General features: G+C 29.6%; 24 protein-coding genes. 3 read left to right on the forward strand and 21 right to left on the reverse strand.

The genetic code is table 11. The annotated features are described in order from the left end of the window. Positions 1–3 precede the first annotated feature (3 nt). The 10 genes from U8307_RS02640 to U8307_RS02685 all read right to left on the reverse strand — a co-directional run bounded on the left by U8307_RS02640 (position 4) and on the right by U8307_RS02685 (position 10,331). A complete protein-coding gene (locus tag U8307_RS02640) occupies positions 4–642 on the reverse strand; it encodes a DUF421 domain-containing protein (protein ID WP_326909978.1) in 639 nt (212 codons plus the stop codon). Between the two features lie 281 nt (positions 643–923). Further along, complete coding sequence (locus U8307_RS02645) at positions 924–2,021, reverse strand: PIN/TRAM domain-containing protein (RefSeq protein WP_326909980.1); 1,098 nt, start codon at positions 2,019–2,021, stop codon at positions 924–926. A 95-nt stretch (positions 2,022–2,116) separates the two neighbouring features. Then, entirely contained in the window at positions 2,117–2,611 is a 495-nt protein-coding gene (locus U8307_RS02650) for a CarD family transcriptional regulator (protein ID WP_326909982.1), read from the reverse strand. Between the two features lie 207 nt (positions 2,612–2,818). Beyond that, entirely contained in the window at positions 2,819–3,757 is a 939-nt protein-coding gene (locus U8307_RS02655; protein WP_326909984.1) for a transketolase family protein, read from the reverse strand. After that, positions 3,757–4,572: a transketolase gene (locus U8307_RS02660; RefSeq protein WP_326909987.1), complete on the reverse strand. Its 816-nt coding sequence runs from the start codon at positions 4,570–4,572 to the stop codon at positions 3,757–3,759. Before U8307_RS02660 ends, U8307_RS02655 begins: the two co-directional genes overlap by 1 nt. 80 nt (positions 4,573–4,652) lie before the next feature. Further along, complete coding sequence (gene fsa / locus U8307_RS02665; RefSeq protein WP_326909989.1) at positions 4,653–5,297, reverse strand: fructose-6-phosphate aldolase; 645 nt, start codon at positions 5,295–5,297, stop codon at positions 4,653–4,655. Between the two features lie 14 nt (positions 5,298–5,311). Continuing rightward, complete coding sequence (locus U8307_RS02670) at positions 5,312–6,079, reverse strand: WecB/TagA/CpsF family glycosyltransferase (protein ID WP_326909991.1); 768 nt, start codon at positions 6,077–6,079, stop codon at positions 5,312–5,314. 11 nt (positions 6,080–6,090) lie between these two features. Further along, positions 6,091–7,143 (reverse strand): polysaccharide pyruvyl transferase CsaB, encoded by a 1,053-nt coding sequence (csaB, locus tag U8307_RS02675; RefSeq protein ID WP_326909992.1) that lies wholly within the window; start codon positions 7,141–7,143, stop codon positions 6,091–6,093. Then, positions 7,140–9,290 carry a DUF5693 family protein gene (locus U8307_RS02680; protein ID WP_326909993.1) on the reverse strand — a complete coding sequence of 717 codons (2,151 nt, stop codon included), beginning with the start codon at positions 9,288–9,290 and terminating at the stop codon, positions 7,140–7,142. Before U8307_RS02680 ends, csaB begins: the two co-directional genes overlap by 4 nt. Before the next feature lie 204 nt (positions 9,291–9,494). Then, a complete protein-coding gene (locus U8307_RS02685; protein WP_326909994.1) occupies positions 9,495–10,331 on the reverse strand; it encodes a class I SAM-dependent methyltransferase in 837 nt (278 codons plus the stop codon). Positions 10,332–10,577: 246 nt separating this feature from the next. On the opposite strand from U8307_RS02685, the gene U8307_RS02690 reads away from it, so the two are divergent. Next, entirely contained in the window at positions 10,578–11,075 is a 498-nt protein-coding gene (locus U8307_RS02690) for a hypothetical protein (protein ID WP_326909996.1), read from the forward strand. A 126-nt stretch (positions 11,076–11,201) separates the two neighbouring features. On the opposite strand, the gene U8307_RS02695 is transcribed toward U8307_RS02690, so the two are convergent. Genes U8307_RS02695 through polA form a run of 4 tightly spaced genes read right to left on the reverse strand, consistent with a single transcriptional unit; the run spans position 11,202 to position 15,966 of the window. Further along, complete coding sequence (locus tag U8307_RS02695; RefSeq protein ID WP_326909998.1) at positions 11,202–11,993, reverse strand: biotin--[acetyl-CoA-carboxylase] ligase; 792 nt, start codon at positions 11,991–11,993, stop codon at positions 11,202–11,204. After that, positions 11,993–12,619 carry a hypothetical protein gene (locus U8307_RS02700; RefSeq protein WP_326910000.1) on the reverse strand — a complete coding sequence of 209 codons (627 nt, stop codon included), beginning with the start codon at positions 12,617–12,619 and terminating at the stop codon, positions 11,993–11,995. Before U8307_RS02700 ends, U8307_RS02695 begins: the two co-directional genes overlap by 1 nt. Beyond that, positions 12,612–13,256 carry a dephospho-CoA kinase gene (coaE, locus tag U8307_RS02705; RefSeq protein WP_326910003.1) on the reverse strand — a complete coding sequence of 215 codons (645 nt, stop codon included), beginning with the start codon at positions 13,254–13,256 and terminating at the stop codon, positions 12,612–12,614. Before coaE ends, U8307_RS02700 begins: the two co-directional genes overlap by 8 nt. After that, positions 13,243–15,966: a DNA polymerase I gene (polA, locus tag U8307_RS02710; RefSeq protein WP_326910005.1), complete on the reverse strand. Its 2,724-nt coding sequence runs from the start codon at positions 15,964–15,966 to the stop codon at positions 13,243–13,245. The genes coaE and polA overlap by 14 nt, the downstream gene beginning before the upstream one ends. 120 nt (positions 15,967–16,086) lie before the next feature. Here polA and U8307_RS02715 point away from each other — a divergent pair, with 120 nt between their 5' ends. Then, positions 16,087–16,665, forward strand: a complete 579-nt coding sequence (locus U8307_RS02715) for a Fe-Mn family superoxide dismutase (RefSeq protein ID WP_326910007.1) — start codon at positions 16,087–16,089, stop codon at positions 16,663–16,665. 244 nt (positions 16,666–16,909) lie between these two features. On the opposite strand, the gene U8307_RS02720 is transcribed toward U8307_RS02715, so the two are convergent. From U8307_RS02720 to U8307_RS02750, 7 genes are all read right to left on the reverse strand, one after another. Continuing rightward, complete coding sequence (locus U8307_RS02720) at positions 16,910–17,815, reverse strand: selenium metabolism-associated LysR family transcriptional regulator (protein ID WP_326910008.1); 906 nt, start codon at positions 17,813–17,815, stop codon at positions 16,910–16,912. 57 nt (positions 17,816–17,872) lie between these two features. Further along, the gene (locus tag U8307_RS02725) at positions 17,873–18,313 is read right to left on the reverse strand and encodes a HutP family protein (RefSeq protein ID WP_326910010.1); all 441 of its coding nucleotides are present in this window, start codon (positions 18,311–18,313) and stop codon (positions 17,873–17,875) included. A 70-nt stretch (positions 18,314–18,383) separates the two neighbouring features. Beyond that, on the reverse strand, positions 18,384–18,998 hold the full coding sequence (locus tag U8307_RS02730) for a cyclodeaminase/cyclohydrolase family protein (RefSeq protein WP_326910012.1): 615 nt from the start codon (positions 18,996–18,998) through the stop codon (positions 18,384–18,386). 4 nt (positions 18,999–19,002) lie between these two features. Beyond that, a complete protein-coding gene (hutI, locus tag U8307_RS02735; protein ID WP_326910013.1) occupies positions 19,003–20,250 on the reverse strand; it encodes an imidazolonepropionase in 1,248 nt (415 codons plus the stop codon). A gap of 80 nt (positions 20,251–20,330) precedes the next feature. Continuing rightward, positions 20,331–21,224, reverse strand: coding sequence for a glutamate formimidoyltransferase (ftcD, locus tag U8307_RS02740; protein WP_326910015.1), 894 nt, complete (start codon positions 21,222–21,224; stop codon positions 20,331–20,333). A gap of 10 nt (positions 21,225–21,234) precedes the next feature. After that, positions 21,235–23,259: a urocanate hydratase gene (locus U8307_RS02745; protein ID WP_326910017.1), complete on the reverse strand. Its 2,025-nt coding sequence runs from the start codon at positions 23,257–23,259 to the stop codon at positions 21,235–21,237. Between the two features lie 240 nt (positions 23,260–23,499). After that, on the reverse strand, positions 23,500–25,185 hold the full coding sequence (locus U8307_RS02750) for a formate--tetrahydrofolate ligase (protein WP_326910019.1): 1,686 nt from the start codon (positions 25,183–25,185) through the stop codon (positions 23,500–23,502). 186 nt (positions 25,186–25,371) lie between these two features. On the opposite strand from U8307_RS02750, the gene U8307_RS02755 reads away from it, so the two are divergent. Then, positions 25,372–26,112 (forward strand): formate/nitrite transporter family protein, encoded by a 741-nt coding sequence (locus tag U8307_RS02755; RefSeq protein ID WP_326910021.1) that lies wholly within the window; start codon positions 25,372–25,374, stop codon positions 26,110–26,112. The last annotated feature ends 22 nt before the right edge of the window (positions 26,113–26,134 follow it).

Below are 26,134 nucleotides of genomic sequence, written 5' to 3' on the forward strand. Positions count from 1 at the left end.
AGCCTACCTTTTATAAAAAATGTATTTATCATCTTCATCTACAAAACCATAAATAACCTGTTTTAATTTCAATCCTTTTTGTTTTAACTTTTTTCTAACATCTTCTTCTTTAATATTAAATTGATTTAAATTATCATACATTATTTTACCATCTATTATTACTGCAATTGGTATTCTATTACATCTTATATCTGGCTTTTCAACAGGTCCTATTATACTTACTTCCCCATTAGTTTCCATAATCAAATAATCAATATCTTCTACATTATAAAAACCTTTTAAACGCATTTGACCTAATATATCATTAGTATTAACTCTTAATTTATTCATTTCTTTAATATTAAACTTGCCATGATCTATTAATATAGAAGGCCTTCCACATATTATTTTTCGGGCAGTATTATTTTTTAATGAAATATAGGAAATTAAACATTGTAAAAACATAATAGCTGCAATTGCCGTTAAACCATGGGATAAGGGCGCTCCTAAATCCTCAACAGGCATTACAGCCAATTCTGCAAGCATCAAAGAAACAACTAGATCAAAGGGCTGTAATTCTCCAAGATCCCCCTTCCCCATTATTCTCATTGAAATCAAAAGCATCCCATACAGTATTGTAGCTCTTAAAAGTACAATAATCATATTTTACCTCTTATAATTTTCATTTAAATCTTATTTTATCCTTTACATATAAAATTATCCTAAATAAAAAGAGTTGCTTCGCAACACCCGCTAGGGGGACCTATGTCCCCCTTCGGCGTAAAAATGCTTTATTAAAGCATTTTTACTGAGCACCCTCCTTAACGGCAAGGACGTTCCGTCCTTTGCAATCCTCGTTTTTTATTATATAGGAAAGGAGAACTTTCCTATATAATAAAAAAGTGCTCATTGAGCACTATTTATTATTGCATTATTTATTATTTTTAAACTGCTTTATTTATTATGTTTTTTAATTTAGCAAAAATCATTCTACCTGCTGCTGTTTGAAGTACGCTTGTAACGGTTACTGAAACAGAATCTCCAATACATTTTTTACCACCTTCAATAACTATCATAGTACCGTCATCTAAGTATGCCAAACCTTGACCAGATTCCTTACCATCTTTAACTATAGTTACTGTCATTTCTTCACCTGGTAACACAACAGGTTTAACTGCATTAGCCAATTCATTGATATTTAAAACTTCAACTCCTTGAAATTCTGCTACTTTGTTTAAGTTAAAATCATTAGTTAATACTTTGCCTCCAAGGTCTTGTGCTAACTTTAATAGCTTAATATCAACCTCTATGTTATCTCCATAATCTCTAGACTCAATAAAAACATTTATACTATCATCTTTTTGAAGAATATTTAATATATCAAGTCCTCTTCTTCCTCTATTTCTTTTCAAACTGTCAGAAGAATCTGCTATATGTCTTAATTCCTTAAGTACAAATTCTGGTATTACTAAAGTTCCTTCGACAAATCCAGTTTTACAAATATCAGAAATTCTACCATCAATTATTACGCTTGTATCTAGAATTTTAGGTGAAACAATTTCTTTTCTTGAACTTTTATCTTGTTTGCTCTTGGTTGTTTGTGACTTTCTAAGGTTTATATTTGGCCATATTACATCGTCTTTTTTTCTTGTTGCTATTTTAATTCCCAAATATCCAAAAATTAAATATAACAATATAGAAACAATTGTTCCAACATATCTAATTGAAGATAATGGCTGACTTATAAGAAATGCAATTATGAAACCAACTATTAATCCAACTGCGCCCCACATTATGTCTGTTGTAGAAAACTTCAATAATTCATTTTCAAAAGCACCAACAATATTAAGACCAAACCTTTTTATTTTTGTAGAAAGAAAATAAAATATTATTCCAAAAACTAAACTTATTCCAACGATGATTAATGTATTCTGAAAAGTAGAAAATTGCAAAAATTCATTTTGATTTAAAATTAAACCAACAACTGCGCCTAAGGAAACCCCAATAATTGTAATTACAGCTTTTATTAGCTTGTCAATCATATACTCACCTCCTTTACATTATACCCAATTAATGCTATTTTATTTAGTTTTTTATATAATTTATTCCATTATAAATAATAATCATTAAATGAACCTTAACTCTCAAGGGCTTCTTCATTAATAATTTCATCTATAAAATCTTGAATTCCATCCCCATCTTTATTAGTAGAAAGGGCTACTTCACTAATTAACATTTGTCTTGCGCTTATAAGCATTTTCTTTTCGCCTGTTGATAAACCCTTTTCTTTATCTCTATAAGTTAAATCCCTTACAACCTGGGCAACAGCAAATATATCACCAGTTTTCATTTTTTCCATATTATCACGATATCTTTTATTCCAGTTTGAATCATTTATAACTGCTCTTTGTTTTAAAATATCAAATACTTCTTCAACTGATTTTTCATCAATAATATTTCTCAAACCAATATTATCTACATTATCTACTGGTATCATAAGTTTCATTTCACCAATAGGCATTTTCAAAACATAATATTTTTTTGTTTCTCCTAAAATTTCTTTTACTTCCATGGATTCAATAATACCCGCTCCATGCATCGGGTATACTACTTTATCTCCTAAATTAAACATACTAATACCTCCTATAGGTATAGTATACAACAATCATAAGCAGATGTCAAATCCGTTATTATACCTTGATGTAGTATTTTTGTCAACACATTTTATTATAAAATATTTTAATTTTTTATAATATTTATAAAATAAATAGTTGAAATATTAAGAATTATAGCATTATACTTATTATGTGTCGAAAAATTAATTTTTCGACACATTTTGCTATAATCTATTCTTTAACTTCATTACTTTTCTGCATCCTTCAATAATATTCTCTTCTGTTAAACCATACTTCTCTAAAAGTTCATTAGGTTTTCCAGACTCACCAAATTCATCCATAATGCCAATTCTTTTTAATGGAACTGGATATTCATCAGACAAAACTTCAAGAACAGCACTTCCAAGACCACCAATTATGCTATGTTCCTCAGCAGTAACTATAGCACTTGTTTCCTTAGCTGCTTTTATTATAATATCTCTATCTATAGGTTTAATAGTATGAATATTGATAACTCTAGCAAATATATTTTCTTCTTTCAATTTTTTTGCTGCTTCTAAAGATTTCTGAACCATTAAACCAGTTGCAATGATTGTGACATCTTTCCCTTTTCTTAGTTCTACGCCTTTACCTAATTCAAATTGGTAAGTTTCATCATATATATCTTCAACTGCTGCTCTGCCTAATCTAATATATACAGGACCATAAATTTCTGCTGCTTTCAAAACAGCCTGTTCAGCTTCTGTAGAATCAGCTGGATTAATAACAGTCATATTTGGTATTCCCCTCATTAAACTTATATCTTCTATTGATTGATGGGATCCTCCATCTTCTCCTACTGTTAACCCAGCATGAGTAGCAGCAATTTTTACATTAAGCTTTGGATAAGCGACAGTGTTTCGAATTATTTCAAAAGCTCTGCCAGTCGCAAACATAGCAAATGAACTAGCAAATGGTACTTTACCTGCTATAGCCATACCTGCTGCTGTGCCAATTAAGTCTTGCTCTGCAATTCCAACATTGAAAAATCTTTCAGGGCAAACTTTTTTAAATTCTACTGTTTTAGTTGATCCTGATAAATCTGCATCTAATACAACTATATTTTGATTACTTGCTAACTTTTTCAATGCATTTCCATAAGCTTCTCTAGTTGCCTTAGCCATTATTTGCCACCTCCAACTTCATTTAATGCTTTCTCTAATTCTTCATCATTTGGAGCCTTTCCATGCCATGATGCCATATTTTCCATAAAAGAAACGCCTTTACCTTTTATTGTTTCTGCTATAATTATAGCAGGTTTTCCCTTTATAGTTTTTCTTTCTTCGAAAGCTTTTTCTAATGAAACAAAATCATGTCCATCAGCTTTTATTACATGCCATCCAAAAGCTGTCCATTTATCTGCAATTGGTTCTACCTTCATTACATCATCATTCTTTCCGTCAATTTGCAATCCATTATGATCCATAATAACTGTCAAATTATCTAATTTATAATGACTTGAAAGCATTGATGCTTCCCAAATCATACCTTCCTGAATTTCTCCATCACCTAAAAGTGCAAAAACTCTATTATCCTTTTTATCTAGTTTAAACGCAAGAGCTATACCATTTGCTATAGCTAATCCTTGCCCTAAAGAACCAGTAGAAGCTTCAACTCCCGGTAACTTATTCATGTCTGGATGACCTTGAAGTTTACTATTAATCTTTCGAAGAGTTCCAATTAAACTATCTTTATCAATAAATTCTTTTTCCATAAGAACTGAATAAAGAGCTGGTGCCCCATGTCCTTTAGATAGTATGAATCTATCCCTTTTGTCATCAGTTGGACTTTCTATATTCATTTCTTTAAAATATAAATATGTTAAGATTTCAACTGCAGATAAAGAACCACCTGGATGTCCTGACTTTGCAGTATGAATCATCGTTAAAATGTTTTTTCTCATATTTTGAGCAATAAGATTTAAATCATCAAATTTCATATTTCCTCCTTTGTGTTTGCCATTGTTTTCAGAGAACGCATGTATTCAAAGTGTATCTCAAACGTTCACACATTATTATATTATCTAGGAACAGTTTCCCAATCTTTTAAAAATTTTTCGATACCACTGTCTGTTAAAGGATGCTTTGTTAATTGTGTTATAACCTTATATGGAATCGTAGCTATATGACAACCAAGTCTTGCTGCTTGTGTTACATGCATTGGATGTCTTATACTTGCAGCTATTATTTCAGTTTCAATATCATAATTATCGAATATTTCTACTATTTCTTCAATTAACGCCATTCCATCGTTGCTTATATCATCAAGTCTACCTACAAATGGACTTACATATGTAGCTCCTGCTCTAGATGCTAAAAGTGCCTGCCCAGAAGAAAATATCAATGTTACATTTGTTTTAATTTTTTCCTTATGTAAAATTTTTACAGCCTTTAAACCTTCAACAGTCATAGGTACTTTTATTACTATATTTTTATGAATTTTGCTAAGTTCTACAGCTTCTCTAACCATTCCTTCTGCCTCTAAACTAATAACCTCCGCACTAATTGGTCCATCTACTATAGAAGTTATCTCTCTTACTACTTCTTCAAACTTTTTACCTTCTTTAGCAATTAAGGATGGATTTGTTGTAACTCCACATATAACACCCATATCATTGGCTTTTCTAATTTCCTCAACATTGGCTGTATCAATAAAAAACTTCAATTTCAGTTCCTCCTCTATTTTATTTCTTTGACAATATTTTTATTGCCAAATAATATTTTAATCATAAAAATAGGTAACACTATTTGTCTTGATATTCGTTTTGGTTCTTTTAACAATCTGTACAACCATTCTAGTCCAAGATTAATAAATATTTCTGGGGCTCTTTTGACATTTCCTGCAAGACCATCCAATGTGCCTCCATTTCCAATTATTATTTTAGCATTTATTTTATCTTTATTATATCCTATCCATTGTTCTTGTTTTTTAGCACCAAATCCAATAAATAAAATATCAGGTTCTTGTTTGTTTATTTCTTCTATTATTTTTAACTCTTCTGCACTTCCTCCTTGCCCTAAGTGAGCACCTTTAAAGTATCCATGATGACAACCAGATATGTTTATATTAGGATACTTTTTACTTACATTTTTCATAGCAGTATCTGCTACACCTGGTTTTCCTCCTAATACATATAGCTTTAGTTTCTTTTTATTTGCCATTTCTAATAAATTCATTGATAAATCATAACCTGCTACTTTTTCCTTTAAAGGTAATTTTCTTATTTTAGATGCATGAAGAAGTCCAATACCATCTGGAATATTAACGTCAGAAGAATTAATATAATTTAGAAACTCTTCATCGTCTTGACACATCATAATAATTTCTGTATTAGGTGTAAAAATTATATATTGTTCATTTTTACTTAGTTTATCTTCAACTATATTTAATACTTCATCCATAGTTTTATTATCTATTCTTACATCCATTATACTTATTTTATCCATTGTTTACTCCGTTAGATTTTCTTTAGTATTTCATAATTAACATTGATAGATTCCCTAAGGTTAATAACTTCATTATACAATAATTTCTTCTCTTCACTTTCATTCTCAAGTTTTTCCATTATCTCTTTAAATAATAAATCACTATCAATATCATCAATATTGCATGATACGTTCATATTTAAACTATTTGCAAATTGATCAACTTTTTGATCATATGACACAGCTACAAAAGGCACGTTAGCTGTAGCAGCAAATATCAAAGAATGAAGCCTTACACCAACTAAAAGGTTCATTTCTTTAATTATATCGTATGCTTCATTTGTTGAAAGCTTTTCCTTGTAATAGATTGCTCTATTCCCAATTTTCTTTTCTATATTAAAAATCAATTCTAAATCTTCGTCATAATAAAATGGTATAAAGTAACATTCAATGCCATTATTTATCAGCATTTCTGTAATACTGCTTATCTTTTCTCCAACATCAGATCCCTTCCAATTTCGAAGAGAAAAACAAACCCTCTTTATATTATCATTATTGTTTTCATAATTTTCATTATCTCTTAGACAAATAACAGGGTCTGCTGATAAATAAACTTTATTAATATCAACACCAATACTACCTAAAAACACCTTGGAATATTTATCTCTAACAGTAATATAATCTACCATATTCAAAGTTTTTGCCACAGACTTCTTGCTATTTTCACTGACTAAAGGACCAATTCCCTGGCTCAACATGACAACTTTATTACCCATTAACTTTGCAAGCCTTATAAGAAAAAGATAATAGTAAATACTTCTTTTGCTCGTTACATCTTGCAATAAACTGCCGCCTCCAAATACTAAAATATATGAAGCTTTTAATTTCCTAATAATAGAGATAACATCATAGCGATGTATCGTACCAATATTGTATTTCCTGTTTGTTGTAGCTTTATTTCCTGATAAAACCGTAATATTATCTTTATTTGTTATCTCTAACACTTGTTTTAAAACCATTTCTAATATAGCTTCATCACCTAAATTACCAAAGCCATAATAACCAGCCAACAATATTTTTTTCACTGTAACCTCTCCTGTACCTTGATAAATATTCTGTAAATCCAGTTAAATAGTAAAATGATAATACAGCCAATAATAATTCCAAATCCCAAGGCAATTATTGTTCTTGCTAAAGATAAATAAATAGGCGTTCTTATATGAGAAAATGTATTTATAACCGATGATGTTCCTATCGCAGCAGCTAACATAAATAACCCAGCAAAAAATTCTGACTTTTTATTAGCTGCAAAAACTGCTGCAAATATTGCTGGAAAAGCTATTAAAAACTCCTTTGTCCTAGGTCTAGCTAGCAATATATATTCCATAAAGTTTCTAGAAATCATTTCGATATTTGTAGGCTGAATTTCTGTTTCATGTCCAGTTCTAGATATATAAATAAAACCAACTAGTCCAATAATACCCACAATTATTGCATAATATATTTTTATTTCCTTGTTTAATATTCTTATGGTTGTATTAACAACACTTTTTAATGAATCGTCTTCATTATTATTCATAAAGTATATTAAATACATCATGGCAAAAATCCCAAAAGGAAGTAGTTGAGCAATTTTAACTCCCCTAAAAATATCCATCTCAAGTAAATACTTTACATCACTGAGTATTGCATCTAAAAAAACAGCACCAACAAGTGATATTGCTATACTTATTGTTAAAATTATTATTGAATGAACCATCATTTGTAAATTAGTTAAAGTTTTTGAAGAATGCATTATCTTCTTAATTTGCATTATTAAAAAGTATATCGACAGCCCTGAAAAAGCAACAGCTGCTGCTAATGCAAATCCTTTTTCTGCAATATTGTGCATTACAAATGGCACTAATGCTCCAGGCAAGGCAAGTAAATACAAGAAATTGCTATATCTATGCTTAATGTTAAACATTTTTATAAACAATAAAACTGATGCTAATGTAACACCAATAGACAGTATAGCTAGTCTTTTTGAACCAATATGAAATTCTTCAATTGAACGAGCTTTACCTAATTCAATATTATGTTCATTTAGCCTGTTACTTAAGCTCAAAAACGTTCTTTCATATTCATCTACATCTGTCATATATTTAGTACTGCCTTTTTCTTCAAAAAATGGCTTAAAGTAAATTACCCTTATGTTTCTTTCTGTTATAGCTCTGAACATAGTATTTTCAATTTCTTCAGCACCTTCGTAATTATAATATTTATTTCTTTCTCTAATGAAATCCCACATTGTGAAGACCCTAACACCATTATAATTTGAATCTTCAACAAGTTTATTTAATCCATCTTGCTCTAGATGCTCTCTTTGAGTAGAACTTTCAATTAACCCTATAGCCATATTATTTTCCTTTATGTAATTTAAAAGAAACTCTTCATTTTCAGGGTAACCTAATACATCTTTACCATGAGCAAGGTATAATCTTGGCTCTAAGTCATATTTCTCATTTGAAGCTTTATAAACATCTGCTAATTTTTCATTAAATGTTGGAAAATTTATAGGTCTTAATATTACATCAAGGTTAGCATTTTTTACTAAATTTATTTTTTCTTCGTCATACCCAATACCTATATTAAAAAGTCTTGAATCGACTACCTTTTTTTCTTCATAAACACCGTCACCTTTTTGATTAATAACTCTCTCTAAATTTCCATAATAAACATCATCAAATGTACCATTTAATACTATGTAATATGTATTTTCAAAATTATATGTATAATAAAAATCATTAGAATATCTTTCTCTTATACCTGATAAAATATAATTATATAAGCTTTCACTTTCCGTTGAAATTATAGCATCAGTCGAGTCAATACTTCCATCTTTAATATTAGTGATTATTTCATTACTATAATTATCTTCCCAATTATAATCTTTAATAAGCTCTGATACTATTTCTGCCTTAAGTGAATACCCTTGCTTAATAAGAAGGTTTATAGTTTCTTCCTGAATTGAAACTGATTGCACTCCAAATTCTTTAAACTTTTCAAACCACCAACTTAATTCTTTGTCAGAACTATCAGAAAATTTATTTATTTCTGCAAAATCAAGAACAACTTCAGCAGTTTTGTATTGCTTTTCAATATTAATACGTTGATATATGGTAACCAATCCTACAATTAAGGATAGGCAAATTAGCACAAGTACTATTCTCTCAATTTTTATTTTACTCATATTATCTCCTCTTCCTATGTATATTGCTACTATGCTGATAAATACAAATTAACAATAGCATATTAATTATATAAAATCAATAATTTTAATTATACAATCCATAACATTCATTCTTAGTAAAACAAGGAATTTGCAGACTTTGCCTCTTTTTATATCGGATAAAAGTCTCCTTTTATAACTATCAAAGTCAACAAGCATTATAATCTACTTTACAAGAACACAAACTACCATTTTAACAAGAAATTCCTTTAGCAAAGGTAATTTAGCCGGATGTTTAAAAATATTTCTCAATGGTTCTTCTTTATAGTATTCTATATTGAAATTACTATTTCCCATTATTTTATTAAATCTTTTTATAGTCATTTTATTAATATACGAAAAATAATCTGTACCATCAGGTCTTGTTGCAATTCTAAATTCAATTCTATCTTTTCCATCAGGCAAATCCTTTACTAATTCTTTATATGTATTAATAAGAGTTTTTTCACTAAAAAATACATGTACCCAAGGCATTCCTATAGCATCACTTAAGTGTGCTCCGTAGGGATGATTGTATGGAGGAAAATTCAAATAAAGTTTTCCATTTTTCTTTAAAATCCTGTAACATTCCTTCAACACTTTTTCCGGTTCATCTACATGTTCCATTGCATCATTCATTATAATAGTATCAAAAGTTTCATCTTCAAAAGGTGTATCAGAAGCATCAGAGCAAACGAATTCAAACTTATTTTCCATTTTATACTTAATAGCTAAATCTTCTGCTTCCTTTTTATATTTTCCTAAAATTTCTACACCAATAATTTTTTTAACTCCTTGTGAAGCATAAAAAACAGTCTTACCACCTGCTCCACAACCTATATCTAAAACAACTTTATCTTTGAACATATCATCTAAGTTAGTATGTTTTAAATAGAATTTTATTGTATCAATTCCCTTTTCATACTGCCATTCTGCATATGTTTTTTTTCCTTCGTTATTTAAATTAAAAGGATGTATAGGAAGTTTAAACAGCTTGTTAGCTGTCTTACATAATTTAACCATATCAAGTCTCTACTTTCTATAAAATTAGTTTTTCTTTGCAATTATAACATTAGACAAAACTAAATTCAATAATTTATTGTAGTAATATGGAAATGCAACAATATATATTACACTATGTAAAAAATATCTTAAAATTTTACTAATAACTTATTGTCATATAAATAAATTTTCTTGTCAATTTTTGTTGAAATTAATGATAATATAATATAAAATAGGATATCGATATTATTAAGGGAGTTGTTAAATTTGAAAAAAGTCCTAATTTTTACAATGATAATTGCACTTACTGCTACAACAGTTATTTTTGCATCACCAGGAGATACTTCTGACCCAATAGTAGTTCTAAGTTATCTTAATCAAAGAATTGAAAGTTTAATTGATGATTATAAGTTAGAAGAAATTGAAGACATGAAAACTCAAATTGATGAGTTGGAAAACAAAACAAGCTCGTCAGAAAAAGGTACTACGGCTAGTTTATCATTAGATATTGTTGAAATTCATGAAGGTGAAAAAATAATAGCTAAAGAAGGAACTGAACTTATTTTAAGAGGTGGAGAAGCATTTATAATAGGAAGTGAGCTAGGTGGTATAACTAATATAACTCTTGGCAAAGATTTTGTTTCTGACATGATGGTTCCAGCTAATCATCTTTTAATAGTACCTAGAGATGATGGAAGAGGTGTCTATACTAACGATTACGCCATATTTATGGTCCGTGGAGAATACGAAGTAATTGATAATTAAGAAGTAAAAATGTAGCATACATAAATAAGGATTTGAGCAAATAACATCAACTCAAATCCTTATTTTTTACATTGAACATTGTCATCCTGAGTCTACAAGACGAACAATTTAAATATTCATACTAAATTATCTATCCTCTATTGTTCGTATAGAAATTTCCCCGGAAATGATTGAATCAATTTTTCCATTTTCATATTGAACAACCAATTCTCCATCACTTCCTAAATCAATTGCCTTTGCTTTTTTTACTGTTTTATTATTAATTAAATTTATAGGTTTACCTATTACATCTGATTTTTTTTTGCAAATATCTAAACTCACATTAAAATTACCATTAATGAATTCCTCGTACAAATATTCGAAATTATTCATTATTCTAGCAGCTAAACTACTTCTATTAAGTTTTTTACCTGTTTCAACAAATATCGAAGTTGCAACTTTTTTTATATCTTCAGGCGACTCTTCAAATACATTATAAACATTTAATCCAATTCCTATAGCTACAAAAAGAAGATTATTATTTTCAGTTTTCATTTCTGTTAATATACCGCAAATCTTTTTATTTCCTAACTTTAAATCATTTGGCCATTTTATTTGTACTTCTATCCCATATTCGTTTAAGGCTTCAGAAACAGCAGCAGCACAAACCTGGGTTATTTTCGAGACATGGGATATATTTATATTAGGTCTTAGAACTATAGTCATACATAAACTGCCCTTTTGTGATTCCCACTGTCTTCCCAATCTACCCCTTCCCATTTCTTGTTTTTCACAGGTTATTACAGTTCCTTCTTCACATGTTTCACCAATTCTCTTAGCATACGCATTAGTAGAATCAATTGTATCAAAGTAAATGATTTTTCTACCTATATACTTTGTTTGTAAATCATCATCTATATTTTCTGCTGTTAAGTACATTATTGTCTCCCTGCTAAATCTTCAATCAAATTTACAAATTCTTCATTAGCTTTATACCCTTGAAGTTGAAGCTTATTATTCTTCATATTAAATTCATCATAATATTTTTCCTTAACATAAATATTTCTCTCAGCTATATCATAGTATAAATCTAAATTAAATTCTTCTTCATCTTTAAAAATTAAAAATTTATCATCAACTATTATATTAATATCCAACCAGTAATATCCATCTTTCTTTTCAGGTAATTCCGACACTAACATATATTCTTCAGATTTCACTACATTCTCTAGTAAAAGTTTAGTAGTACCAACCTTGTCTAAATCTTCTGATAATGAACCGTCAAAACTATTTATTTCATTTAAGTCGTTGTGCTGATTGGTGTATCTGATTCCTTCTTTTTCATAAATTATTGTATCAATGTTAGAAGCACTACTTAATATGCCTGATATCATCGTTATATCAGAATTCAGTATATCGTCTATTTGAGTTAAGTAGTTATCTTTTTGAAATATTTTCATAACTAAAGATAAAAGTAGGATAAATAATACTACTATAACAATTAGTGGTATGATATTTAATTTTCTTTTCTTACTATAAACTCTTCTTTTTCTTCTTCTAGCCATGACGCACCTTCCTATGTACTCCTTTTCTTTTTAGAAGATTTATTAGTTGAAAATTCAGGTCCTCTATTGTGCCTTCATTATTAATAACTTCATTAACCATAGAAACTTTTTTTTCTATAGGTATTTGTTTATTAATTATTGTCAATACATCCTCTGGATTCTTATTTTCTATTAAAGCTCTATTAATTAACCTTTTTCTTTGTAATTCTGAGTTAACATAAACTAGCCATATTTCATCGTAAATTATACCATTTTTCTTTAAATGCTCAGCTTCTTCTAATGCCAAAGGTATATCTAAAAATAATACATCATCTGTTGAAGTTTTAACACCTTTCATTAATTCCTTAACTACAGTTTTGTGAACTATTTCGTTTAATTTTTTAAGGTTTTTTTCATCATTAAATACTATTTTGCCTAAAACCTGCCTGTTTATTGTATTATCAAAATTCAAAATATCTTTTCCAAAATAATTAACTACATCATTGTACATATCTTTCCCAACATTATAACCTTCATGTACTATTTCATCTGAATCCAGTACAGTATATCCCATTTTCCTTAAAATATTAGTTACAGTTGATTTGCCTGTTCCTATACTGCCTGTAATTATAATTACTTTAGACTTATTTTGCTTCATACCAACTACCACCTACATTTACATCAGCTTCAAGGCGTACCTTGAAATTATCAATAACATTTTCCATTTCATCTTTGATAATTCTTTTCACAAACTCTAACTCTGGCTCAAAAGCTTCCACTATAAGTTCATCATGCACCTGAAGTATAAGCCTTGATTTCATTTTATTAGTTTTTAACTTCTTATATACATTAACCATTGCGGCTTTAATAATATCTGCTGCTGTACCTTGAACAGGTGTGTTAAGAGCTATCCTTTCTCCAAAGGAGCGTATATTATAATTCCTTGAAGATAACTCTGGTATATATCTTCTACGACCAAAATAAGTATCAACATATCCATCTCTTTTGCCTTGTTCAACAATGTCTTTCATATACTTATCAATATTACTATAAAAAGTCAAATAATTTTCAATATATACTTTTGCTTCTTTACGAGGAATATCTAAATCCCTACTTAATCCATAATCACTGATACCATAAACTATACCAAAATTAACTGCCTTAGCTCTACTTCGCATTGTAGATGTTACTTCATCTAACTTTACATGAAATACCTCTGATGCTGTTTTTGTATGAATATCTATATGATTTTCAAAGGATTCAATAAGATTTTCTTCATTTGCAAGATGAGCTAATACTCTCAACTCTATTTGCGAATAATCTGCATCACATAAAACAAAACCTTCTTCGGGTACAAAAGCCTTTCTAAGTTCCCTTCCTTCATCAGTTCTAGTAGGAATATTTTGCAAGTTTGGTTCTGTACTACTTATTCTTCCAGTAGAAGCTATAGTTTGATTAAACACTGAATGAATTCTTTCAGTTTGCTTATCAGCCACATTTCTCAATCCTTCAACATATGTTGAATTAAGTTTTACCATTTGCCTATACTCTACAATAAGGCTAACAATTTTATGTTCAGATTTAAGTTTATCTAATACTTCTGCGTCTGTAGAAATTCCAGTTTTTGTTTTTTTAATAACAGGAAGTTCTAATTTCTCAAATAGTATAACTGATAGCTGCTTTGGAGAATTAATATTAAACGTTTCACCAGCAAGTTCATAAATTTCCTTTTCCAAACCTGAAATTTTCTCTTCAAAATGCTTTCCAAGATTGTTAAGCATGTTAATATCTACTTTAAATCCTATATATTCCATATATGCTAAGACTTCAATCAATGGTAATTCTATGTTTTCATATAAGTCTTTCATATTTAATTCTTTTATTTCTGAACATATTTTTTCCTCGGACTTTATTATCGTATTTAGATAATTAAATAAATATTCTTTTCTTTTTTCCAAGTTAATTTCTTTAAATGACACTCTTTTTTTTCCTGTTCCTAAATAATCATTTTCTGAAGGATATTCTGCATCTAAATATTCATATGCCAATTTATCTATGGAATAAGTACTTTCCGAAGGATTTAATAGGTATTTCCCAATCTCAGAATCAAAATATATGTTAGTCAACTCAATATTTTTTTTCATAAGCATAATTATTTCATTTTTTAAATTATGCCCAACTTTCATAATACTAGATGATTCAAAAATATTCCTTAATGAACTTAATATTATCTCTTCATCAATCTTTTCAAAATCTATATAGTAAATATTTTCACTACAATCAGATATTCCTAATGATATTATATCGCTATATAGAGCTCTTTCTCCGTCTAATAAAAACTTTATTGCAACTTTTTTAGTTTTATTAATATTATCAATAATTTCTTTTATTAAATTTTCATTATCAACATAAATTATATTATTGAAATTAAACTTATCATCAGCATTATTTTTTGTATCTTTATCAAATAAAGAAATTTGAGAGTCAGTAGTTTCTGTTATATCCATAGTGTCCATAAGTTTTTTCTTTAAAGATCTAAATTCCAACTCATCATATAATTCTATCAAATTTTTCTTATTTGGTTCTTGAACTTTATATTCCTCAATTTCAAATTCCACAGGAATATCTTTTATAATAGCAGCAAGAGTTTGACTCATATATGCTTGCATTTTATCTGTTTCAAGCTTATCCTTAAGTTTTCCCTTAATATTCTCTATATTTTCATATATATTATCTAAACTTCCATATTCTTTTATAAGTTTAATAGCTGTTTTTTCTCCAACACCAGCTACTCCCGGTATATTGTCAGATTGGTCACCCATTAAAGCTTTTAAGTCAACAAATTGCGTTGGACTTATACCATAATCTTCTTCAATAGATTTAATATCCATTTCATTAATATTTGTAACTCCTTTTTTTGTTAAAAGGACTTTAATATTGTCATCAATTAATTGCAAATAGTCTCTATCACTTGTAACAAGATATACTAAAGCTCCTTGTTTTTCAGCCATGTTTGATAAAGTACCAGCTACGTCATCCGCTTCGAAACCTTCTATTTCTACGCACTTAATATTATGTAAACTCAATACATCTCTTATAAGTTTAAATTGTTCTACAAGCTCATTTGGTGCCTTTGCTCTATTAGCCTTGTAATCCTTGTACTTCTCATGGCGAAAAGTCGGCTTTTCAGGATCAAAAGCAACGCATATATAATCAGGAGAATATGTATCCATAAGCTTATACAACATGCTTAAAAAACCATAAACAGCATTTGTATATTGACCTTTTTTTGTTTTTAAAGGTGGCATAGCATAAAACGCTCTAAAAAGCAAACTATTGCCATCCAATATCATTAATTTATTCTTCATTTTTTCTCCTTTTAGATTTATTAATTTAATTATAACAATTAATATTATTAGGGTAAAGGTATTTTTTCATTTAATCTATTTATGATACATATAATTAAATAAATAGATTAGGAGGTAGTTATGAAACAAATGGAACCAAAAAATTATGATTTCTCTAATGTTAAATTTTTTACACCAGCTCAACTTAGTCAACACTACGGTCTTTATACTAATTATATAGACTGCTACAATAATGTAAGCACCAATTTGCAATCAAGCACTATTTATAATTATTGCAACTCAAATTACAGTGAAATACGTTCAGCTGAAAAATCTAAGACATTTTGCCTTGATTCAATTAAACTTCATGAGTTATATTTTGAAAATTTAACTGGAAATAACACAAGAATTTATGGAAAAATAGAAAATATAATTACAAATAAATTTGGAACATACTCAAGCTTCCTTGATAAATTTAAATGCATAGCTAGATCTATGAGAGGTTGGGTAATTTTTTGTCATGATAAGTATAGCGATGATTATTACATTTATGGCCAAGACTCCCATGATGATGGGGTTATGTTATGTGCAGAACCATTGATAGTTCTTGATGTTTATGAACATGCTTATATGATTGATTACGGAACAAATAGAAGCCTTTATATAAATGTATTTTTCGAGAATTTAGATTATAGTATAGTTAATCAAAGACTTGAATAGTCAGACCAAAAGTTTTTCAAAATCCCTGTAACAGTAAAAGACCCAATACATATAATATGATAAACAACACTTTAAGGAGGTTTATTTCATGGGATTTTTTCATAGAGGTAATGATGTAGGGGGAGCAGGCGGTACAAATTTATTATTCTTCTTCTTGTTGTTAGTAGCACTGTTTTCCTGCTGTGATGACCTAGATTGTAATTAAGATATATTATTAAAGTCCGAAGAGGAATCTTCGGACTTTTTACTCTGCGCCTTTGCTGAACTTATTTGTTATATAATCTTTAAATTTATTTTCTGTTTTAGAAAAATATCTATCTTTATTAAATACATAATACAATCTTCTTTTTAATTTGAGTTCTTTTACATTAACAAGTATTAAAGTTCCATCTTGTATTTCTTTTTCTACTGCTTTTTTAGGTAATATCGCTAATCCCATATTGCATTTAACAAATTTTTTAATTAGTTCATTGTCTTCTGCTTGAATTTTTATATTCAAATCTTCAAGTTTTAGTTGATTTTCTTTTAAATATTCTTCAAATATTTGTAAGGTTGCAGAACCTTTTTCTCTAATAATAAAGTCTTGTGACATTAACATTTTAATATCTATACTTTTATCCTTAAATTCTTTTTCTCTTTTCTTTGAAGTTACAATTACTACTTCATCTGTTGCTATACAAATAGTTTGTATTTTATTATTTTTATACTTATTACCTGTGAATCCAAAACTTGTTAAACCATTTTCAATAGTACTATATACTTTTTTTGAATCAACTTTTTTAATACAAAATGTTACATCTGGATAAATTGTACTAAATTCTGAAACTAAATCATGTATATAATAGTCAGCTGGCAAAGAACTTGAATATATTGTCAATTTACCTGTAATTTTATTTTCATTTTTAAACAATGAATATATTTCTTCTTCTTCATTTAAAATGCTTTTAGCATATTTGTATAAAATTAATCCTTCTTCAGTAGGCATAATTTCTCTGCCATTTTTTTTAATAAGTGTAGTTCCAAAGTCCTTCTCTAATAATTGTAATTGCTTTGATACTGCAGGTTGAGTAATAAATAACTTCTCAGCTGTTTTAGATATGTTTCTCATATTAATAACTTCAATAAAAGTTTTAAGATAAGATGTATTCATTAGAAGACTCTCCTTAATATATATTAGCGTCTATATTCAATCAATAATATGATTAATTTATCCTATAGGTTGTATGCCCATGCCTATGGCTTCATGTTCAAAGCCTCTCCTTGGAGAACCTATTTGACCATATAATACAACAGCTATCCATTTTCCACTAGAAAGGTCATCTTCTATTAGTGTACCTCTCACTATAGTAAAGGTTAACCCTGCACTTCTTAATACTTCGCCTAAAGTAACCTGTCCCCTGCAATAACCACTTAAAGCTTCTATTATTGCATGATATAAAGCATGCTCTTCATGATAATTTTCTTTGATAATATCTTCTCTTGATGCTGCCGTTTCAATTGCTGCTACAATTTTTTTCGCATCCATAGAACCAGCTTGACCTTTATAAATTATATAATTTTTACTTTCGTAATAATTCTTTAAGTTGTCAATATCTCCAGAAGTTAGCGCAAGCATAAGTGCAATTTTACCAATTCCTCTTTTTTCCATTGAGTACTCCTTTACATAATTTTAAAATAAATAAATATAGGGAACGCTTCTGCGTCCCCTATATTATACATTATAATTGAGATAAACCCAATATTTTTTTCTCATATTCTATAGTTTTTGTTTCAATTTCTTTTACTTTTCTCCACAAATCATTTCTAAAATTTTCATCTTTTATTGAGTCAAGGTTAATCTTTACATTATATAATGCTGCTAAAACTGCAGTCCTTGCTAACATACCAGCGATTAGTCCATCTGTAACAGCATTTGCATTACCCCTTGCAACAACTGATTCTGCTAATGGTAAGATTTCAAAAGCAGTTTTAGCTATCTCAAATGGAACTGATGCAGCTATTTTTAAACTTTCCTGTATTACATTTTTTCTTTTTTCTTTTTCATCTTCAGTTTCTTTAGGTAACTTGTATGCTTCCATTACCTTGTTATAAGAAAAACTGTCTCTTTCTATATCATCCAATAGCTTTTTTCTTAAAACCATAGCTTTTGAACAAACTTCTTTCATTTCAGGTTCTGCTTCAATATATTTTTTCTTACCCTTTGTGAGGTTAGCTACCATTTCTGCTAATGCTGCACTAAAGGCACCACAAACAGCAGCCATACTTCCACCACCAGGAACTGGGGAATCAGAAGCAACTTGTTCTGCGAAACTAGTTAATGTTAAATCTTTCATTTCTTTATTCTCCTCTTATTATTTTTCCATTTTTTATTACTGTTTCAACAATATTCACTGCGATATGATACGGTAAAAAATGTATTGATGGATACTCCAAAATTATTATATCTGCCTTTTTACCCTTTTCAATACTACCAATTTTATCATTCATTCCTACAGCTGCTGCAGCATTAATTGTCAAAGCAGTTATAATTTCTTCTATAGACATATTCATATGTAAAGCTGCTAAAGCAATGATTAATGGTATAGAATTTGTAAAACAGCTTCCAGGGTTGAAATCTGTGGCTAAAGCTACTGCACACCCAGAATCAATCATATATCTGCCCCTTGCATATTCTTCTTTTAAACTAAAAGCAGTACCAGGAAGTAAAGTTGCTATTGTATTTGACTTTGCAAGTTTTTTTATACCTTCGTCTGATGCTTGTAAAAGATGATCAGCTGAAGTACAAGATAGTTCTACTGCAAGCTCAGTTCCACCTAATTGAACCATTTCATCAGCATGAATTTTTAAATCTAATCCAGCTTCTTTAGCTGATTTTAAAAACTTTCTAGACTGTTCTACTGAAAAAACATTCTTTTCACAAAATATATCTGCAAATTTGGCAAGTTTTTTTTCTGAAACACGAGATAATACATCATTAATCATAAAATCGATAAACTCATCTTCTTTACCTTTATATTCAGGTAATACGCTATGAGGTCCAAGAAATGTAGGTACTATATCTACTGAATGTACTTCATCTAATTTCTTCATTGCTTCTAATTGCCTTATTTCAGTTTCATAATCTAAACCATAACCACTTTTACCTTCTATAGTAGTTACTCCCATAGCAATGACTTTGTCTAACCTTTTTTTTCCAACTTCAATAAGTTCCTCTAGGGATGTATCTCTAGTAGCTCGAACAGTACTTGTTATGCCACCGCCTCTTTCCATAATAGACATATAACTGTCCCCCCTAAGTCTCCAGGAAAACTCATCTGCTCTATATCCTCCAAAGATTAAGTGAGTATGAGAATCGATAAAGCCTGGTAAAACAGCTTTATTTGAAGCGTCTATAACTTTATAATCCTTTAAATTGTAATTTTTTAAAATATCATCAGTTTTGCCAACATCAACTATAATATCATCTTCTATAACAACACATCCATTATTAATTAACTCTATATTTGACATGTCTTTTCCATGTTTTGGACCATTTCCCTTACATGTCACCAATTCTGATGCATTTTTAATTATCAATTTACTCATGTACCTTCTTCCCCTTTCTTTATCCAGTTTAACCCCTACTTATAAGTAGGGGTTATTTTTTCATATTTGACATGTATATTTTACTGAAGTCTAGTTTCTAAAACCTGATCTATATTAAAATTCTCAATTCGTAAATAATAGTCTGCGGCATCAACTAAAGCTTGCATAGGCACTAGTCCTATTACTTCACTACCTACTACATTAACACCATATCTTGATGCTTCCATTTTAATTGTTTCAAATACTCTGTATAAAGAAGTTTTTGTATAATCAGTCATATTCATAGATACTTGAACTATTCCTCTATCTTCCAGTTCAATACCAATAGCCTTTACATATCTAAATCCACCACTTAAATGTCTTACTTGTTTAGCAATTTTATTAGCAATTTCAAGATTGTTAGTAGAAAGATTTACATTAAATGCAACTAGCGGCATCCTTGCACCAATAGCAGTTACACCAGCAGTAGGATGAATAGTATTTGGACCAAAATCAGGTTTCCACATATCATCTTTCATTTTTTCAGCCATACCTTCAAACTGACCTTTTCTTATTTTAGCTAAATTTTCTCTATGTAAAGCAGTTGCTGATTTTTCATAAAGAAAAAAAGGTAAATCAAATTTTTCTGAAGCTTCTTTAGCAACTTCTTTTGCTAACTTGTCTGCTTCTTCAACTGTTACATTTTTTATTGGAATAAATGGAACTACATCAACTGCACCCATACGAGGATGTTGACCTTCATGTTGATTCAAGTCGATTAATTCAACTGCTTTTCCTATTGCTTCAATTATGGTCATTTTTAACTGCTCAGGTTCACCTACAACAGTTACAACTGTTCTGTTATGATCTTCGTCACTTGAATAATCTAAGAGTTTAACATTTTTCTTTCCTCTAAATACGTCAAGTATCTTTTCTACCTTATTTAAATCTCTACCTTCACTAAAATTAGGTACACACTCTACAATGCTGTTCATTTTTACTCTCCTATTGATTATAATTATTTAATGTTTTTTCGATTAAGTCATCATTTGCTACAAATGGAATAGTTATATGATCTTGTCCATCGAATTTCTTGTTGTATTCAATTGTAGTTTCTATTGAATGTTCATTTCTTGCCCAACTTCTTCTCGATACACCAACCATTGTATCCCAAGGAATAGATTTTTTAAGAATATCATCAACTCTTTCACTACCATCTAGAACCATTCCGAAACCACCGTTAATAGACTTGCTTATTCCAACTCCACCGCCGTTATGAAGTGCAACAAGACTCATTCCTCTTGCTGCATTTCCTGCATAACAATGAATTGCCATATCGGCTGTTACATTACTTCCATCATATATATTTGATGTTTCTCTAAAAGGAGAATCAGTACCGCCAGTATCATGATGGTCACGGCCTAACATAATAGGGCCTACTACCCCTTCTCTAACCATTTCATTAAATTTCAAAGCAATGTCTCTTCTTCCTAAAGCATCTTGATACAATATCCTTGCTTGTGTTCCAACAACTAATTGATTTTTTTCTGCATCTCTAATCCATATATAGTTGTCTCTATCTTGACCTCTTCTATTTGGGTCTATTACAGACATAGCTGCCTGATCAGTCTTCCTTAAATCCTCAGTCTTTCCACTTAAACATACCCATCTGAAAGGTCCATATCCGTAATCAAATAACATTGGCCCCATAATGTCCTCTACGTATGACGGAAATATAAAGCCTTCACTTGTATCAACACCATTTTTAGCTATTTCCTTTACACCAGAATCAAAAACAGCCTTCATAAATGCATTTCCATAGTCAAAGAAATATGTTCCTCTTTCTACTAAAGTTTTAACTGCTCTAAAATGCTCACCTAATGATTTATTAACATATTCAGCAAATTTTTCTCTATCATTATTTAATAATTCAGTTCTTTCATCAAAAGTAAGTCCCTTTGGACAATAACCACCATCATACGGTACATGACATGAAGTCTGATCTGATAGTAAATCTACCTGTATGTTATTATTTACCGCATATTCTAATAAATCAACAATATTACCGTGATAAGCAATAGATATAGTTTGTTTCTTATCCATATATTTTTTAGCTATTTCAAATGCTTCCTCTAAATCATCAGTTATTTTAGATACCCAGCCTTGATTAAATCTAGTTTCGATTCTAGAATAATCAACTTCTGCAATTATACCAACTCCATTAGCAATTTCAACAGCCTTTGGTTGGGCACCACTCATACCACCAAGTCCTGATGTGATAAATAAATGTCCTGCTAAATCCTTATCTCCTGGTATTCCAAGTTCTTTTCTTCCAGCATTAATCAAAGTATTAAAAGTCCCATGTACAATACCTTGAGGTCCTATATACATCCAGCCTCCTGCAGTCATCTGCCCATAACTAGAAACTCCCATGGCAGTAGCTTTTGCCCAATCATGTGGATTATCAAACATACCAATCATTAAACCATTTGACAAAATTACTCTTGGACTTGTTTTATGAGATTTAAATAATCCTAAAGGATGTCCTGACATAACTGCAAGGGTTTGTTCATCAGTTAATTCTTCTAAATACTTCTTAAGCAACTGATATTGCATCCAGTTTTGACACACTTGACCAGTTTCACCATATGTAACAAGTTCATATGGATACAGAGCTACTTCATGATCCAAGTTATTATCAATCATAACTTGAAAAGCTTTGCCTTCAACACATTTTCCCTTATATTCATCAATAGGTTTACCATAAATTCTTTCTTTAGGCATAAACCTATATCCGTAAATTCGTCCGTGTTCCATTAATTCATCTAAAAATTCAGGTGCCAATATCTCATGTAGGTTTTCAGGTACGTATCTTAAAGCATTTTTAAGCGCAAGTTTAATTTCTCTATCATTTAATGTAAGATCTCTTTTAGGAGCTCTTCTTACTTTTTCCTTAAATTTTGGATATTCAGGAAGTTTGTCATCTAATTTTATTGTCATAGCACTAGATATGTCTAAATTATTAACCATAATATACCTCCAATTTTTTATTTATATTATATATTATTATCGTCGAAAAATCGTCTAAGTACTTAAGATAACTTAAAGCTTGCTGTTTTATAATTCTATTATAAGCTAAATAATTTAGCTTATGAAATACCCTCTCCCCCTTGTTTTTTATAAATATTTTAATTATGCCGCAAGGCATAATTTTTTTGTTTAAGAGGCAAGGTGCACTGGAAACTTTCCAGTGCATTTTTTTAATCTATATTAGAATAATCCTGTTATTTTTCCATCAACATCTACATCAATTTTTTCTGCAGCAGGTACTTTAGGCAAACCAGGCATTTTCATTACATCTCCTGTTAAAGCTACAATAAATCCTGCGCCAGCAGAAATTGTTAAATCTCTAATTGTTATATTAAATCCTGTAGGTCTTCCCAAAACTTTTGCATCATCTGTTAATGAATATTGATTTTTAGCCATACATATAGGTAATTTATCAAAACCTAATTTTTCAAAATTAGCAATTTCTTTATTAGCTTTCGATGTAAATTCTACATCATCTGCACCATAAAGTTTATTAGCAATTGATTTAATTTTATCTTTAATAGATAATTTTAAATCATATGCATATTCCATGTTGCTTTTATTTTCAGTAAGTTTCAATATTTCATTTGCAAGGTCGATTCCACCTTCTCCACCTTTTGCCCAAACTTCAGAAATAGATACATTAACGCCTAATTCTTCACATTTACTTTTTATTAAATTTAACTCAGCATCTGTATCTGTTGGAAATTTGTTTATAGCTACAACTGCAGGTAATTTAAATACCTGAGTTATGTTTTCAACATGTTTCAAAAGATTTGGTAATCCTTTATCAAGTGCATTAATATTTTCTTCTCCTAAGTCTGATTTAGAAACACCACCATTATACTTTAATGCTTTTACAGTTGCTACAATAACTACAGCATCTGGCTTTAAACCTGTCATACGGCATTTTATATCAATAAACTTTTCAGCTCCTAAATCTGCTCCAAAACCTGCTTCAGTAATAGTGTAATCTGCTATTTTACTAGCCATCTTAGTTGCTATAACACTATTACATCCATGGGCGATATTTGCAAAAGGTCCACCATGAATGAATGCTGGCGTTCCTTCTAAAGTCTGTACAATATTTGGTTTAATAGCTTCCTTCAACAAAGCAGCCATTGCGCCATGAGCATTTAACTGTCCAGCAGTTACAGGTTCACCATCTCTGTTATATGCAACAACAATCTTTGATAATCTGTCCTTTAAATCTAATATATCGTTTGAAAGACAGAATATGGCCATTACTTCTGAAGCAACAGTTATGTCAAAACCATCTTCTCTAGGTACTCCATTAGCTTTTCCACCAAGACCATCAATAACATTTCTTAACTGTCTATCATTCATATCAACTGCTCTTCGCCATACTATTTTTCTAGTATCAATATTTAGCTTGTTACCTTGATGAATATGATTATCTAGCATTGCTGCTAATAAATTGTTTGCTGCACCTATAGCATGGAAGTCTCCAGTAAAGTGAAGATTTATATCTTCCATTGGTATAACTTGGGCATAACCACCTCCTGCAGCTCCACCCTTAACCCCAAATACAGGTCCTAAAGACGGTTCTCTCAAAGCTATTGCTGCTTTTTTACCCAATTTTGATAATGCATCTCCTAATCCTATTGTAGTTGTTGTCTTGCCTTCACCAGCAGGAGTAGGATTAATTGCAGTAACAAGAATTAATTTAGAGTCTTCTTCATTTTTTAATTCATTCTGTAAATATTTAAAGTCGATTTTTGCCTTGTACTTACCGTAATTCTCTACATATTGACTAGGCACACCAAATTTATCGCATACATTATTAATTACTTCCATACGTGCTTGTTGAGCGATTTCGATGTCGCTTAAGAATTTTTTTGACATAAAAGCCTCCTAAAGTATATTTTTTTCTATGATATATAATAGCCGTCTAAAAAACGTCTACAGATATCATTTTCATATTGTACATAAATTGCTTAATACCATTTGATTTTGTCTTAATAATAATATATCATTATATAGTATTGATTGTACATAGAAAAATATTAATTCTTTAAAGGAGGTTAAGAAATGAGTAATATTTGTTTAACACCTAAAGAAACTACTGAAGCTCTTATCAATTCTTCATTAAATAAAACTTCCATGTCTATAAGAAAAAAACTATTATTGAGTATTATGGCAGGAGTTTTTATATCTCTTGGCGCTCAAGGTTTTATGACTGCATATGATAACACCTTCCTCAGAGCAGCGATTTTCCCAATAGGTTTAATGCTTATTGTAATCGTAGGTGGAGAATTATTTACTGGAGATTGTTTAATGACATTTGGTCTTGTACATAAACAAATTAAAGTTAAAGATTATTTGCAAACTATGGTACTTGTTTATTTAGGTAACTTCATAGGTTCATTAATTATAGTTTATCTTATCTATAATGGAGGGGTTTATAGTAATCAATCATTAATAAATGCTATTATTGCTTTATCAAAAGCCAAAATTTCTATGCCATTTGTTGAAGCATTAACTAAAGGAATACTATGTAACATACTTGTTACATTAGGAGTTTGGTTTGCAACATCAGCAAAAGATACCTCTGGTAAAATTTTAGGTTGCTGGTTTCCAATATTACTATTTGTTTTATGTGGTTATGAACATTGTATTGCAAATATGTTTTTTCTACCAATGGGCGCAATTTTTGATTCTTCTATATCTTGGGTAAATATTTTAATAAATAATTTATTACCCGTTACTATAGGAAATTTCATTGGAGGCGGAATAATTATACCCCTAATTTACTATAAAGTATATTATTAATTAAAAATATAAAAGTAGGTGC

Source organism: Sedimentibacter sp. MB31-C6, assembly GCF_035934735.1.
Lineage (GTDB): Bacteria > Bacillota > Clostridia > Tissierellales > Sedimentibacteraceae > Sedimentibacter.